This is a genomic window from Micropruina sp. (genome assembly GCF_047607385.1).
GTDB lineage: Bacteria > Actinomycetota > Actinomycetes > Propionibacteriales > Propionibacteriaceae > Micropruina.
On record NZ_JASGDE010000102.1, the window covers coordinates 18,175 to 32,710 of the forward strand.

Below are 14,536 nucleotides of genomic sequence, written 5' to 3' on the forward strand. Positions count from 1 at the left end.
GCGATGGCGCTCGCTAAGAACCAGACGTCAACCATCATCCCTCCGGATGTTTGTCGTCCGCAGGTGCAGCCATCGCGATATCTCCTGGGGGGTGTTTTTGTTTGGCCGGGCCGCTATATGCAGCCCGGCCAGTTCGGGAACACGTCGCACCAGCCCGCGTCCGCGGGCCGAGTGGCCGTGACTCCCGTCATCACCGACGCCGCCAGCAGGACCGCGACGATGTGAGGGACAGGCACAAGTCGGGCCAGCAGGGGGCGTCGCTGAAGCTTCGGCATGGCCGAACACTCTCATCCCGCCGACGCGACACGCCGGGGCTGAACATCAGGATTGGACCTTTGTCCGAACGATCCGGGACGACCGGGTTCGGCGGCCACCGGGCCGGCCCGGATCTCCGCAGGAGGGACGGCTGCTTGGTGGGAGGCCCACGAACAGGGTTTGATTGGCGGCATGCGGCCGGCCGGAATCCATCGATTGCTCCTCAACGGGGCCCTCGATGTCGTGCTGGCGGCGTTGGTGGCGGCACCCAGCGTGCTGATCGGGGTGACCTTCGGCCAGCCGCTCGCCATCGTGGTCGATCTGGCCGCCTGCCTGGCCGCGGCACTGACCATCCGCTGGCCGCGCGCCGCGGGCGCCGCGCTGGGCGCGGTGCTGCTGGTCTACCTGGCCTCGCCGCCCGATTGGGCTGAGACCGGCGAGTACGCGGCCCTGATCCCGATCCTCGGCACCGGCATCCGCAGCCAGCGCCGCGAGCGGATCGGCCTCAGCCTCGGCTATTGGCTGATTCTCGCGGTACGCCAGGTCGTCGGCTATCCGGGCGACCCGGTGCGCGGCGTGCTGAGCAGCCTGGTCTGGGCGGCACTATTCGCCGTGATGTGGCTGATGGGCAGCGCCATCGCCGCCATCAACAGCGCACAGGAACAGGCCCGGATCGCGGCACTGGCACAGCAGCGCCTGGTGCTGGCCCGCGAGCTGCACGACACCGTGGCGCGCAGCCTGGCCCGGCTGTCCCGGCAGGCGCACCGCGCCGCCGACACCCAGGACGCCAGCCAACTCGGCCCGATCGCCGACGGCATCGGGCACGCCGCCGGTCAGCTCCGCTGGCTGCTCGGTGCCCTGCGCGACTCCGATCAGACCACACTGAGCTCGACCGGCTCGCTGACCACCACCGTCCGGGAATGCCTCGAAGGCCTCCAGGCCCACGGCTTCCAGGTCAGCACCGCCATCGACGGCGACCTGGACGCCATCCCGCTGCGGACGGGCGGGGTGCTGGCCGATATCGTCAAGGAGGCCACCGCCAACATCGAGCGACACGGCGCCAGCAACCGGCCCTGCGCACTGGTCGCGAGCATCGACGAGACATCGGCCGACCTGGCCTTCATCAACGAAGTGGCCACGGCCAACGGTCAGCCGGCGGCGACCACACCGCTCGGCCTGCTCGGCGCCGCCGAACGCCTGGCGCTGGTCGGCGGCCAGCTGGAGGCCCGGCAGGAAGGATCGCAGTGGATCACCCGCGTGACGATTCCGATCACTCCGCAGAGCTGATCCGGGTCATCGTCGTGGACGACGACCGGGTCATCCGCGCCATGCTCACCGACGAACTGGGCTCCGCGGCCGGCATCTCGCTGCAAGGCAGCTACGAGTCGGGCCTCGACGCCGTCGCCGCACTGGACGTCGACCGTCCGCACGTCGCCCTGGTGGACATAGCCATGCCGGCATTGGACGGCCCCGAGACCACCCGCCGGCTGCGGGCCGCGTCCCCGCAGACCCAGGTGCTGGCGCTCACCTCGCTGACCGACCGGCACGCCGCCAGCGCGATGCTGAACGCCGGCGCGCTCGGCTTCCTGCCCAAGGACCTCGCCCCGCAGGCGATCGTGCACGCCGTGCGCACCGCCCGGCACGGCATCGCGGTGCTGGCAGGCGCGGGCGCCGGACTGGTCGACCGCACCCGCAAACCCGATCTCGCCGGCATGCTCAGCCCCACCGAGCGGCAGATCCTGCTGCTGATCCGAGAGGGCCGGACCACCCATCAGATCTGCCGCGAGGTCTACCTCTCGCCGTCGACGGTGAAGTACCACGTCACCGCGCTGATGGAGAAGCTGGGTGCCACCAACCGGGTCACCCTGGCCATCCGAGCGGTCGAGCTCGGCATCTGCTGAACCAACCCACGACTCCAGCCGGCGATAGAAACCCCTAGCCACAGCCGATTCATGAACGACAGGTGGACAAGGCTGCCTAATATCTGAGACGTCATCGACCACCCACCGACCCTGAGCGCGAATCCGACACCGTCTACGACACGCGGTAGTAGCTTGGTCGAGAAGCGGCCATCGGCCGACGACTCCTGTGAGGACCAGTGTGGTGACCACGGCTCTATCTTCTGTTTCCCGGCGGACGCGTGCCGCCCTGATCGGCCTGTCCGTCCTGCTCGGCGCGGCCCTGGCCGGCTGCTCGGGCAGTTCCACGGCTCCCCCGGCGCATGCCGGCGGCGGCGAGGCGAACCTGAGCCTGCCGGATCTCGACCAGGCCACGTTCCTGGGCATGGTCAGCGGCAAGCAGCTGCTCGGCATCGGACTGCTGATCGCGCTGGCCGGCCTGGCCTTCGGCATCGTCCGGTTCGTCCAGGTGAAGCGGCTGCCGGTGCACACCGCGATGCGCGAGGTCTCCGAGCTGATCTACGAGACCTGCAAGGCGTACCTGATCCAGCAGGGCAAATTCCTGCTCGTGCTGTGGGCCTTCATCGGCGCCGTGATCCTGGTCTACTTCAAGTTCCTGGCCGGGCTGAGCTGGGGCCGGGTGGCGATCGTGCTGGCCTTCAGCATCGTCGGGATGGCCGGCTCGTACAGCATCGCCTGGTTCGGCATCCGGCTGAACACCTACGCCAACAGCCGCACCGCCTTCGCCGCGCTGCGCGGGCGTCCGCTGGCCCTGCACCAGATCCCGATGAAGTCGGGGATGAGCATCGGCATGGTGCTGATCAGCGTCGAGCTGTTCATGATGCTGTCGATCATGCTGTTCCTGCCAGCCGAGATCGCCGGCTCCTGCTTCATCGGCTTCGCCATCGGCGAGTCGCTGGGGGCGTCCGCGCTGCGGATCGCCGGCGGCATCTTCACCAAGATCGCCGACATCGGCTCCGACCTGATGAAGATCGTCTTCAAGATCAAAGAGGACGACGCCCGCAACCCGGGCGTGATCGCCGACTGCGCCGGTGACAACGCCGGCGACTCGGTCGGCCCGTCCGCCGACGGCTTCGAGACCTACGGCGTCACCGGCGTGGCGCTGGTCACCTTCATCCTGCTGGCGGTGCACGAGCCGCTGGTCCAGGTGCAGCTGCTGTGCTGGATCTTCTTCGTCCGGGCCATCATGGTGCTCGCCTCCGCGGCCTCCTACGAGGTCAACAACGTGATCACCATCGCCAAGTACCGCAACCTGCGCGAGATGGACTTCGAGCGTCCGCTGACCAACCTGGTCTGGATCACCTCGATCGCCTCCATCTTCGCCACCTACCTGACCTCGTACCTGCTGATCGCCGACCTGGGCGACGGCACGCTGTGGTGGAAGCTGGCCACCATCGTCTCCTGCGGCACCCTGGCCGGCGCGCTGATCCCGGAACTGGTCAAGGTGTTCACCTCCACCAATTCGGTGCACGCCGAAGAGGTGGTGAAGAGCTCGCATCAGGGCGGGGCCTCGCTGAACATCCTGTCCGGCCTGGTCGCCGGCAACTTCTCGGCCTTCTGGCTAGGCGCGGCGATCATCGCGCTGATGGGCGCGTCCTTCCTGATCTCCAGCCTCGGCCTGGGCGCCCTGATGGTGGCGCCGGCGGTGTTCGCCTTCGGCCTGGTCGCCTTCGGATTCCTCGGCATGGGCCCGGTCACCATCGCGGTGGACTCCTACGGCCCGGTCACCGACAACGCCCAGTCGGTCTACGAGCTGAGCGTCATCGAAGAGCAGCCGGGGGTCGCCGAGGAGATCCATGCCGACTACGGCTTCACCCCGCACTGGGGCCGGGCGAAGATGCTGCTGGAGGCCAACGACGGCGCCGGCAACACCTTCAAGGCGACCGCCAAGCCGGTGCTGATCGGCACCGCGGTGGTCGGCGCCACCACGATGATCTTCTCCATCATCATGGGCCTGACCCACGGCATGACCGCCAACCTGGACAAGCTGTCCCTGCTGCACGCGCCCTTCCTGCTCGGCCTGATCACCGGCGGCGCGATCATCTACTGGTTCACCGGCGCGTCCATCCAGGCCGTCACCACCGGGTCGTTCCGGGCGGTCGAGTTCATCAAGAACTCGATCAAGCTGGACGGTGACGCCCGGGCCTCGGTGGAGGACTCCCGCAAGGTGGTCGAGATCTGCACCCAGTACGCCCAGAAGGGCATGCTGAACATCTTCCTGGGCATCTTCTTCGCCGCGCTGGCCTTCGCCTTCGTGGAGCCGTACTTCTTCATCGGCTACCTGATCTCGATCGCGCTGTTCGGGCTGTACCAGGCGATCTTCATGGCCAACGCGGGCGGCGCCTGGGACAACGCCAAGAAGATCGTCGAGACCGATCTGGCCGCCAAGGGCACCGAATTGCACGACGCGTCCGTGATCGGCGACACCGTGGGCGACCCGTACAAGGACACCTCCTCGGTCGCGCTCAACCCGGTGATCAAGTTCACCACCCTGTTCGGCCTGCTGGCCGTCGAGCTGGCGGTCAGCCTGAACGCCCAGGGCAACCATGTGCTGACCTGGTCGCTGGCCGCGGTGTTCTTCGTCGCCCTGTGCGTGATGGTCTGGCGCTCGTTCTACGGCATGCTGATCGACCGCGAGATGCTCACCGCGGACGACTTCGCCGAGCCGTCCGGCGACGACGAGCCCCCGGTCGAGGTGGTCGCCGACGACGAACTGCCGCCCGCCATCGGCAACGGCAGCAACTCCGGGCCACAGGCGGTGATGGTCGGCATCCGACGCGACACCTACGACGTGTGAGGCGTCATATGCTGAGCCGGTGATCCCCTCGTACGCGCTGGAGCTGGACGGGGTCACCGTCAGCCTCGGCGGCCGCCGGGTGCTGGACGGATTGTCCTGGGCGGCCGCCACCGGTGAACTGACCGCCCTGCTCGGGCCCAACGGGGCCGGCAAGACCACCGCGCTGCGCTGCGTCACCGGACTGATCGTTCCGGACGCCGGACGCGTCCGGGTGCTGGGCGGCCCGCCCGGCGGCGCCAACGACCGGGTCGGGCTGATGCCGCAGTCGGTGGGCGCCTGGTCGGCAGTCCGCCCCGGCGAGCTGCTGCGCTACCTGGCCGGGCTCTATCCCGATCCGCTGCCGGTGGCCGAACTGGTCGAGTCGCTGGCCCTGGGCCCGCTGCTGAACCGGCCCTACCGGCGACTCTCCGGCGGCGAACAGCAGGCGGTCAACCTGGCCGGCGCACTGATCGGACGCCCCGAGCTGGTGCTGCTGGACGAGCCGACGGCCGGGATGGATCCCCATGCCCGGCGGCGCACCTGGGAGGTGATCGGCGCACTGCGCACCCGCGGGGTGTCGGTGCTGCTCACCACCCACGACATGGACGAGGCGGCCCGGCTGGCCGACCGGGTCTGGATCATGGACGCCGGACGGGTGACCGTCTCCGGGACCGTCGCCGAACTGACCGCCGAGGCGTCCCTGGAGGACGTCTTCCTGCGCCACACCGGGGGTGCGGCATGAATCCGCGCCGGGTGACGCGGCATGCGGTGATGGAATTGCGGATGCTGCTGCGCAACGGCGAACAGCTGCTGCTGGCCTTCGCCATCCCGCTCGGCCTGCTGCTCGGCGGGCTGGCCTGGGGCGCCGGATTCGGGCTCGACCTGGCCGTCTTCCCCGCCTCGGTGGTGGCCGTCGCCACCTGGTCGACGGCGTTCACCTCGCTGGCCGTGGCGACCGGCTTCGAACGCCGCTACGGCGTCCTGGAACGGCTGGTCGCCACCCCGCTGACCCGGGCCGACCTGATCGCCGGCAAGGCGCTGGCGGCGACCGCGCTGGTGCTCGTCCAGTCGGTGCTGCTCACCGCGGTGGCGCTGGGCTGCGGCTGGCGTCCGGCCTGGACGCTCGCCGGCACGCTGTCGGCGCTGCTCGCCGTCGGGCTCGCCATCGCCGCCTTCGCCGGGCTCGGACTGCTGTTGGCCGGCACCTTGAAGGCCGAGGTCACCCTGGCCCTGGCCAACCTGGTCTATCTCGCCGGCCTGGCCCTCGGCGGGCTGATCGCCGACCAGCCCCCGTGGCTGCCGACGGCGGCGCTGGGCGCCGCGCTGCGGGCGGCGTCCGCGGGTGCCTTTGTCCCGCTCCCCCTGCTCGTCCTGGCCGCCTGGGCGGCCGTCCTGACCCTGATCGCACGAAAGGCCTTCCGATGGACATCCTGAGCGGGCAGCGCAGTCTGCACCGTTGGGCGGTGGCGAACCTGATCGCCAACATGGTGATCGTCTGGACCGGCGCGCTGGTCCGGCTGACCAAATCGGGCCTGGGCTGCTCGACCTGGCCACAGTGCGACGCCGGCTCCTACGTGCCGCATCCGGAGGCGGAGTGGCACGCCTTCATCGAGTTCGGCAACCGGACCCTCACCTTCGTGCTGATCGCGATCGCGCTGGGCACCGCGATCACCGCGTTCCGCTCCGGCCATGGACGCCGGATCCGGGTGCTGACGATCGTGATCGGCCTGGGTATCGGCTTCCAGGGCGTGATCGGCGGGCTGACCGTGCTCACCGAGCTCAACCCGTGGGTGGTCGGGCTGCACATGGTGCTGTCGGTGGCGCTGATCGTGGCCTGCGTCACGGTGGTACACGACGCCTTCGCGTTGCGTCCGGTGCCGGCGCCGCGGCTGCTCCGGCTGGGGACCCGGGCCGTCTTCTGGCTGTCGCTGGTGATGATGTACCTGGGCACCGTGACCACCGGCGCCGGGCCGCACTCCGGCGACGGCGGTGCCCAGCGCAACGGCTTCGATCTCAGCGAGGTGGCCCGGGTGCACTCGGTGACGATGTGGATCACCCTGGCCATCACCGTCTGGCTGGCGTTCGCGTCCCGCGGCGTGCCGCGGATCCAGCGTGCCGCGCTGCTGGTGATCGGCTGCGCCGTGCTGCAGGCCATCATCGGCTACACCCAGTACTTCAACCAGCTGCCGATGGGCGTGGTGTTCGCGCACATGGTCGGCACCACCCTGTACACCGTGGCGATCAGCCACCTGTGGCTGTCGGCGGCAGCGGAGGACCGGACGCTTCGCTAGAAGATCAGCGGTTCGCTAGAAGATCAGCGGGTCGACGGCGGCGGCCAGGAACACCACCGCGAGGTAGGAGTTCGACAGGTGGAACAGCCGCATCGGCTTCAGTGCGGCCTCGGTGAGCCCGGCCCGGGCACGCACCAGCAGCTGGATCGACTCGACGATCATCATCGCGCCGGCGACCAGCGCCACCGCCGGGTAGAGCCAGCCGGTGTGCGCCACCGGCCAGAGCACCAGGCTGACCGCGACGGTGATCACGGTGTAGATCGTGATCCGCCAGGCCACCGCCGGGGGCGCCATCACCACCGGCAGCATCGGCACGTGCGCCTGCCGGTAGTCCTCCTGGTAGCGGAAGGCCAGCGCCCAGGTGTGCGGCGGCGTCCAGAAGAAGACGATCGCGAACAGCACCAGCGGCGGCCAGTCGACGCTGCCGGTGACGGCCGTCCAGCCGATCAGCGGAGGAAAGCAGCCAGCGATGCCGCCCCAGACGATGTTCTGCGAGGTGCGCCGCTTCAGGCCCATCGTGTACACGAAGACGTAGTAGGCGTTCGCGGCCATCGCCAGGGACGCCGACAGCCAGTTGGCGCCGAAGCCCAGGATGACCGCGGCCAGCACCCCGAGCACGGCGCCGAAGACGTAGGCCCGCGCCGGCGGCACGCTGTTCAACGCCATCGGACGCCGCCGCGTCCGGCGCATCTCGGAGTCGATGTCGGCGTCCAGCACCGAGTTGAACACGTTGGCCGAGCCGGCCGCCAGGGTGCCGCCGATCAGCGTCCAGACCACCTTCTGCCATTCCGGCACGCCGCCGGCGGCCAGGAACATGGCGGGCACGGTGGTGACCAGCAGCAACTCGATGATCCGCGGCTTGGTGAGGGCGAGATAGGCCCGGAAGGAACCCGAAGCCGTGGCATCCACCGCCGGCGCGACTGAGTGCATCCGCGTCCTCTCCCCTCGCTCGGATCGCGAGCAGTCTAGCCCTTTTGCCTCGCCGGATCACCCGGGCGGCGCCGGCGATCCCGGCGGTCCGCGGCAGCGGACGCGGACGGCGTCCGGCGCGGGCGGCTGAGTAGAGTTTCTGCGGAACCGTGCACAGCGACGAGCAGGGAGTGGATCGAGAATGAACGATCGTTTGAAGGCCTTGGCGGACGCGGGAGTGAGCATCTGGCTCGACGACCTCTCCCGGGCCCTGCTCAGCAGCGGGAATCTGGCCCGCAAGATCGCCGAGGACTCGGTGACCGGGGTGACCACCAATCCGACCATCTTCGCCGCGGCCCTGAGCAACGGCGCCGACTACGCCGGACAGCTCGCCGGCCTGGGCGAGGTGGACGTCGACACCGCGATCAAGCAGCTCTGCGCCAGCGACGTCCGCGACGCCTGCGACCTGTTCGCCGGCGTCTACGCGTCCTCCGGCGGCTACGACGGCCGGGTGTCCATCGAGGTGGCACCCACCCTGGCGCACGACGCCGATGGAACCGTCGCCCAGGCGTCCGAACTGCGCGAACTGGTCGGTCGCGAGAACGTGCTGATCAAGATCCCGGCGACCAGGGCGGGGCTGCCGGCGATCCGGGACGCGATCGCCCGCGGCATCTCGGTCAACGTCACGCTGATCTTCTCCGAGGACCGCTACCGGGCGGTGATGGACGCCTACCTGTCCGGCCTGGAGTTGGCCGCTGCCGCCGGCCTGGACCTGCGCACCATCCATTCGGTGGCGTCCTTCTTCGTCTCCCGGGTGGACACCGAGGTGGACAAGCGGCTCACCGCGCTGGGCCGGACCGACCTGCACGGCCGGACCGCGATCGCCAACGCGCTGGTCGCCTACGGCGCCTTCCAGGAGGTGTTCGGCACCGAACGGTTCGCGGCGCTCCGGGCGAAGGGCGCCAATCTGCAGCGTCCGCTGTGGGCGTCCACCGGCACCAAGGATCCCGCCCTGCCCGACACCCTCTACGTCACCGGCCTGGTCGCCGACGGCGTGGTGAACACGATTCCGGAGAAGACCATGGACGCCTTCGCCGACCACGGCGAGGTGGGTCCGACGATCCTGGGACGGGCCGCCGAAGGCCGGGCGGTGCTCGACGAGGTGGCCGCGGCAGGGGTCGATCTGGCCGACGTCCACCAGGTTCTGGAGGACGAGGGCGTGGAGAAGTTCGTCGTTTCCTGGCACGAGCTCGTCGCATCGGTCGAGAAGGCAATTGCTTCCGTCAAGTGATCCGCGAAACTATGGCCGGGTGAGCGACACCAGCACCCCGGTCAATCCGCTGCGGGACCCTCAGGATCGTCGGCTACCCAGAATCGCCGGGCCGTGTGCCCTGGTGCTGTTCGGGGTCACCGGCGACCTGGCGCGCAAGAAGCTGATGCCGGCGATCTACGACCTCGCCAACCGCGGACTGCTGCCGCCTGGCTTCGGGCTGATCGGCTTCGCCCGGCGCGACTGGGACGGTGAGGACTTCGCCCAGATCGTCCACGACTCGGTCAAGGAGCGGGCTCGCACCCCGTTCCGCGAAGAGGTCTGGAAACAGCTGCTGGAGGGCATCCGGTTCGTCTCGGGCACCTTCGACAGCGACGAGTCCTTCCTGCTGTTGAAGGAGACCCTGAAGGAGCTGGACGAGAGCCAGGGCACCGGCGGCAACCACGCCTTCTACCTGTCGATCCCGCCGAAGGCGTTCGATCAGGTGATCTCGATGCTGTCCAAGCACGGGCTGGCCAAGCGCGACACCAAGGGCTCCTGGAGCCGGGTGGTGATCGAGAAGCCGTTCGGGCACGACCTGGCCAGCGCCATCGAGCTGGAGCGCCGGGTCTCGTCGGTGTTCCATTCCCAGTCGGTGTTCCGGATCGACCACTACCTGGGCAAAGAGACTGTGCAGAACATGCTGGCGCTGCGGTTCGCCAACCAGCTGTTCGAGCCGATCTGGAACCGCAACTACATCGACCACGTCCAGATCACCATGGCCGAGGACATCGGCATCGGCGGCCGGGCCGGCTACTACGACGGGGTGGGCGCGGCGCGGGACGTGATCCAGAACCATCTGCTGCAGCTGCTGGCGCTGACCGCGATGGAGGAGCCGACCTCGTTCGACGCGGAGCAGCTGCGCACCGAGAAGAAGAAGGTGCTGGCCGCCGCGCGTGCGCCGCGCGACATGGCCGCCCACACCGCCCGCGGCCAGTACCTGGGCGGCTGGGCCGGCGGCACGCTGGTGCCCGGCTACCTGGAGGAGGAGGGCATCGATCCCGCCTCGCAGACCGAGACCTACGCCGCGATCCGGGTGGACATCGACAACCGGCGCTGGGCCGGCGTCCCGTTCTATCTGCGCTCGGCCAAGCGGATGCCCCGGCGGGTGACCGAGATCGCACTGAACCTGCGCCGGGCCCCGCACCTGCCGTTCAGTCACACCGACACCGAGGCGCTGGGCAGCAACGCGCTGGTGATGCGGATCCAGCCCGACGAGGGCATCACGCTGCGGTTCGGCGCCAAGGTGCCGGCCACCCTGATGGAGATCCGCGACGTCACCATGGACTTCGCCTACGGCACCTCGTTCGCCGAGTCCAGCCCGGAGGCCTACGAGCGGCTCATCCTGGACGTGCTGCTCGGCGACCCGCCGCTGTTCCCGCAGCACGAGGAGGTCGAGCTGGCCTGGAAGATCCTGGATCCGATCCTGGACTTCTGGGCCGAGCAGAACACCCAGCCCGAGGGTTACCCGGCCGGCTCGTGGGGACCGCCCTGCGGCAAGGCCATGCTCGCCCGCGACGGCTTCGTCTGGCGCCGGCCCTAGGAGAATTCGATGATCATCACCATCCCGGACACCAATGCCACCGGCATCCACATGGCCCTGGTCGAGGCCAGGCACAACATCGGGGTCGCGTCCTCGATGGTGTTCACCATGATCGTGATCGCCGAGGCCCGGCACTACGACCGGGCGCTGGCGGCCTGCCACGACGCCGGCCGCGAGCACCCGTCCCGGATCATCCTGGTCACCAACGGCGACGCCGACGGCGACCGGGTGGACGCCGAGATCCGGCTGGGCGAGGAGGTCCCCGGCGAGATCATCTCGCTGCGCTTCCACGGCGAACTCACCGAGCACCGCGCCTCGGTGGTGCTGCCGCTGCTGCTGCCCGACTCCCCGGTGGTCGCCTGGTGGACCGGCAAGGCGCCGGACAAGCCCGGCGAGGATCCGCTCGGCAAGCTGGCCATCCGGCGGATCACCGACGCCATGGGCTCACCGCGTCCGCTGGCCGCGATCGAGCGCCGGGCCCGGAATTACTGCCCCGGCGACACCGACCTGACCTGGACCCGGCTCACCCCGTGGCGGGCGCTGCTGGCTGCCGCGCTGGACTCCTACCCCGCCCCGATCACCGCCGTGTCGGTGGAGGCCGCCCCGAACAACGCCGCCAGCATGCTGCTGTCGGCCTGGCTGGAGGATCGGCTGGGGGTGCAGGTCGACCGGCGCGAGGGCGACAAGGGCATCGGCGTCACCAACGTCACCTTGTCCACCACCAAGGGCGACATCGTGATCGCCCGCGAGGACGGCAAGACCGCCACCTTCTCCGCGCCCGGATTGTCCCGCCGGCAGGTGGCATTGCGGCGCCGGGAGATCAACGCCCTGATCACCGAGGAGCTGCGCCGGCTGGACGTGGACGACATCTTCGCCTCGGCGATGCGCACCCTGGTCGAGCGCTGCGAGCGGCGTGACGCCGAACAGGCGGCGACCAGGTGAACGACCAGGTGCTGCGGTTCGCCCGCGCCGACGAGCTCGCCGATCGAGCCGCAGCCATGCTGGTCGACCGGATCGCGGCGATTCAGGCCGATCCGGAGCGGATCGTCCACCTGTGCCTGACCGGCGGGCGGATCGCCCATCACCTCTACGAGATCTTCGGGGCCCAGATCGAGGGCTCCGGGGTCGATCCGGGCCGGCTGGAGTTGTGGTGGACCGACGAGCGCTTCACCTCCACCGACGACCCGGCCCGGCATGCCGGCCCGACCCTGGCGCTGCTGGCCGGCCAGTTCGCGCTGGATCCGGCCCGTACCCACCCGATGCCGGCCGCCGACGGGGTGGCGGACGCCGATGCCGCGGCCGCCACCTACGCCAAGGAACTCCGCGACGTCCCCTTCGACATCTGCCTGTTGAGCGTGGGCCCCGAGGGCCACGTGGCGGGCATCTTCCCCGGCCATCCGTCCTTCGACGCCCAGACCCAGCCGGTGATCGGGCTGACCGGCTCGCCCAAGGGCGAGGACGACCGGATCTCGCTCACCGTCCCGGCACTGTCCCGCTCGCGCGAGGTCTGGTTCCTGCTCAGCGGGCCGGACAAGGCCGGCGTCGCCGCCCGAGCACTGCAGGGCTCGCCCGACATTCCCGCCGGTGTCGTCCGGGGCACCGACGACACCCTGTGGTTCATCGACCGGGACGCAGCCGCCGAACTCCCCTGGTTCCACTGCGCCCTGTAGCCCCGTCCATCAGGGACGGTTCTCGACGGTTGAAACTCGACGCTCAGGGACGGTTCTCCACGGTCGAAACTCGACGCTCAGGGACGGTTCTCGACGGTTGAGAACCGTCCCCAACCAGCGAGAACCGTCCCCAACCAGCGAGAACCGTCCCCAACCAGCGAAACTCGACACCTCCAGAACCGTCCCGACCGTCGAGAACCGTCCCCGATGGTTGAGAACCGTCCCCGATGGTTGAGAACCGTCCCCGATGGTTGAACGTGTCGCGGGCACGGTCTCTACACCCTCGCGGAACGACAAAGAACCGTCCCCGAATCAAATCGGGGACGGTTCCTCGTCGTATCAGCGTCAGTAGATGACTTCGCCGGCCGCTCGCCGGGCCCGCAGTCCCTCCAGCGCCTCGGTCAGGATGGCGGCCGCTTCGGCATCGCTGCGGCGCTCCTTCACGTAGGCAAGGTGGGTCTTGTACGGCTGGATCTTCGGCGGAGGCGGCGGGTTCTCCGAATCCAGGTTCGCCGGGAGCCCGCACCGCGGGCAATCCCAGGTCTCCGGGACGACCGCATCGGCCGCGAAGGCGGGACGAGTCTCGTGCCGGTTCGAGCAGAAGTACGAGACGTACAGCCGCGGCGCGGAATCGCCCCGCTCGGCCTCGCCCATCGGCCCGGCACCAACCCGGCTGCCCCGGATCGCGCTACCACCAACCACTGTGTTTTCTCCTTAGTCAGCTTGCCCCCATGGAGGCAGGGGGAAGTCAGATGGTGCCGTAATCGGGGAAGAACCGATACAGCGCCAGCAGCCCGAGGACGGCGACCAGCCAGACCAGGCCGACGATCACCGTCAGCCGGTCCAGCGTGCGTTCGGCCGCCGAGGAGCCGCCCATCGAGGTCGACATGCCGCCGCCGAACAGATCCGACATGCCGCCGCCCCGGCCCTTGTGCAGCAGCACGAACAGGGCAAGGACGACGCTGGTCAGGATCAGGACGATCGACAACGTCAGGATCGGCCAGGTCAGCATGGGCACAACAATCACAGGGTGAATCCTAACCTACCCATTCCACCGCTCCGGCCTCGGCCGGACGGCGATCAGGCCTGCTGGTAGAAGGTGACGATCTTGGCGAACTCGCCGGCGTCCAGGCTGGCTCCGCCGACCAGGGCACCGTCCACGTCCGGCTTCGCCATGATGTCGACGATGTTGCTGGACTTCACCGAGCCGCCGTACTGGATCCGGACGGCGTCCGCCGCCTCCTGGCCGACCAGCTCCGCCACCCGGCTGCGGATCGCGCCACAGACCTCCTGAGCGTCCTCCGGGGTGGCCACCTCGCCGGTGCCGATCGCCCAGACCGGCTCGTAGGCGATCACCAGCGCGCCGACCTCGTCGCCGCTCAGCCCGGCCAGGCACTTGTCCACCTGGGCCAGCACGAACGGAACCTGGTTGCCCTCCTTGCGGACGTCCAGCTTCTCGCCGACGCAGACGATCGGGGTCATCCCGGCGGCCTGCACGACCTTGGCCTTGGAGTTGATCAACTCGTCGGTCTCGCCGTGGTAGTCGCGGCGCTCGGAGTGACCGATGACGACGTAGTTGCAGTTCAGCTTGGCGAGCATTGCGGCCGAGATCTCACCGGTGTAGGCGCCGGAGGCGTGCACCGAGACGTCCTGGGCCCCGAAGGCCAGCGGCAGCTTGTCGCCCTCGATCAGGGTCTGCACGGTGCGCAGGTCGGTGAACGGCACGATCACCGCCGCCTCGGACTTGCTCGCGTCGTACTTCAGGTCGTCCAGCGTCCAAGCGAGTTTCTGGACCAGGCCGGTGGCCTCGACATGATCGAGGTTCATCTTCCAGTTGCCGGCCATCAGGGGCGTGCGCGCCATA

General features: G+C 69.3%; 14 protein-coding genes. 10 read left to right on the plus strand and 4 right to left on the minus strand.

All coding sequences use genetic code 11. The features are described 5' to 3' along the window. Positions 1–471: 471 nt before the first annotated feature. The 6 genes from QM582_RS09155 to QM582_RS09180 all read left to right on the plus strand — a co-directional run bounded on the left by QM582_RS09155 (position 472) and on the right by QM582_RS09180 (position 7,241). Positions 472–1,542 (plus strand): sensor histidine kinase, encoded by a 1,071-nt coding sequence (locus QM582_RS09155; RefSeq protein WP_415083735.1) that lies wholly within the window; start codon positions 472–474, stop codon positions 1,540–1,542. After that, positions 1,500–2,156, plus strand: coding sequence for a response regulator (locus tag QM582_RS09160; RefSeq protein WP_415083737.1), 657 nt, complete (start codon positions 1,500–1,502; stop codon positions 2,154–2,156). The genes QM582_RS09155 and QM582_RS09160 overlap by 43 nt, the downstream gene beginning before the upstream one ends. Positions 2,157–2,358: 202 nt before the next feature. Further along, positions 2,359–4,971 (plus strand): sodium-translocating pyrophosphatase, encoded by a 2,613-nt coding sequence (locus QM582_RS09165; protein WP_415083738.1) that lies wholly within the window; start codon positions 2,359–2,361, stop codon positions 4,969–4,971. A gap of 19 nt (positions 4,972–4,990) precedes the next feature. Beyond that, positions 4,991–5,692, plus strand: coding sequence for an ABC transporter ATP-binding protein (locus tag QM582_RS09170; RefSeq protein WP_415083740.1), 702 nt, complete (start codon positions 4,991–4,993; stop codon positions 5,690–5,692). Next, on the plus strand, positions 5,689–6,384 hold the full coding sequence (locus QM582_RS09175) for an ABC transporter permease (RefSeq protein WP_415083742.1): 696 nt from the start codon (positions 5,689–5,691) through the stop codon (positions 6,382–6,384). Before QM582_RS09170 ends, QM582_RS09175 begins: the two co-directional genes overlap by 4 nt. Then, positions 6,372–7,241 carry a COX15/CtaA family protein gene (locus QM582_RS09180; RefSeq protein ID WP_415083744.1) on the plus strand — a complete coding sequence of 290 codons (870 nt, stop codon included), beginning with the start codon at positions 6,372–6,374 and terminating at the stop codon, positions 7,239–7,241. Before QM582_RS09175 ends, QM582_RS09180 begins: the two co-directional genes overlap by 13 nt. Before the next feature lie 15 nt (positions 7,242–7,256). Here QM582_RS09180 and QM582_RS09185 read toward each other — a convergent pair whose 3' ends face one another. Continuing rightward, the gene (locus QM582_RS09185; protein ID WP_415083746.1) at positions 7,257–8,171 is read right to left on the minus strand and encodes a heme o synthase; all 915 of its coding nucleotides are present in this window, start codon (positions 8,169–8,171) and stop codon (positions 7,257–7,259) included. Positions 8,172–8,352: 181 nt separating this feature from the next. Here QM582_RS09185 and tal point away from each other — a divergent pair, with 181 nt between their 5' ends. The 4 genes from tal to pgl all read left to right on the plus strand — a co-directional run bounded on the left by tal (position 8,353) and on the right by pgl (position 12,672). Continuing rightward, the gene (tal, locus tag QM582_RS09190; RefSeq protein ID WP_415083748.1) at positions 8,353–9,441 is read left to right on the plus strand and encodes a transaldolase; all 1,089 of its coding nucleotides are present in this window, start codon (positions 8,353–8,355) and stop codon (positions 9,439–9,441) included. 82 nt (positions 9,442–9,523) lie between these two features. Then, positions 9,524–11,002: a glucose-6-phosphate dehydrogenase gene (zwf, locus tag QM582_RS09195; RefSeq protein WP_415083778.1), complete on the plus strand. Its 1,479-nt coding sequence runs from the start codon at positions 9,524–9,526 to the stop codon at positions 11,000–11,002. A 9-nt stretch (positions 11,003–11,011) separates the two neighbouring features. Further along, positions 11,012–11,944, plus strand: coding sequence for a glucose-6-phosphate dehydrogenase assembly protein OpcA (locus QM582_RS09200; protein ID WP_415083749.1), 933 nt, complete (start codon positions 11,012–11,014; stop codon positions 11,942–11,944). Continuing rightward, on the plus strand, positions 11,941–12,672 hold the full coding sequence (gene pgl / locus QM582_RS09205) for a 6-phosphogluconolactonase (protein ID WP_415083750.1): 732 nt from the start codon (positions 11,941–11,943) through the stop codon (positions 12,670–12,672). The genes QM582_RS09200 and pgl overlap by 4 nt, the downstream gene beginning before the upstream one ends. Positions 12,673–13,017: 345 nt before the next feature. On the opposite strand, the gene QM582_RS09210 is transcribed toward pgl, so the two are convergent. The 3 genes from QM582_RS09210 to tpiA all read right to left on the minus strand — a co-directional run bounded on the left by QM582_RS09210 (position 13,018) and on the right by tpiA (position 14,535). Further along, positions 13,018–13,374, minus strand: a complete 357-nt coding sequence (locus QM582_RS09210) for an RNA polymerase-binding protein RbpA (protein ID WP_415083752.1) — start codon at positions 13,372–13,374, stop codon at positions 13,018–13,020. Positions 13,375–13,420: 46 nt separating this feature from the next. Beyond that, on the minus strand, positions 13,421–13,684 hold the full coding sequence (secG, locus tag QM582_RS09215; RefSeq protein WP_415083780.1) for a preprotein translocase subunit SecG: 264 nt from the start codon (positions 13,682–13,684) through the stop codon (positions 13,421–13,423). Positions 13,685–13,752: 68 nt separating this feature from the next. After that, positions 13,753–14,535 carry a triose-phosphate isomerase gene (gene tpiA, locus QM582_RS09220; RefSeq protein WP_415083754.1) on the minus strand — a complete coding sequence of 261 codons (783 nt, stop codon included), beginning with the start codon at positions 14,533–14,535 and terminating at the stop codon, positions 13,753–13,755. Between the last annotated feature and the right edge of the window lies 1 nt (position 14,536).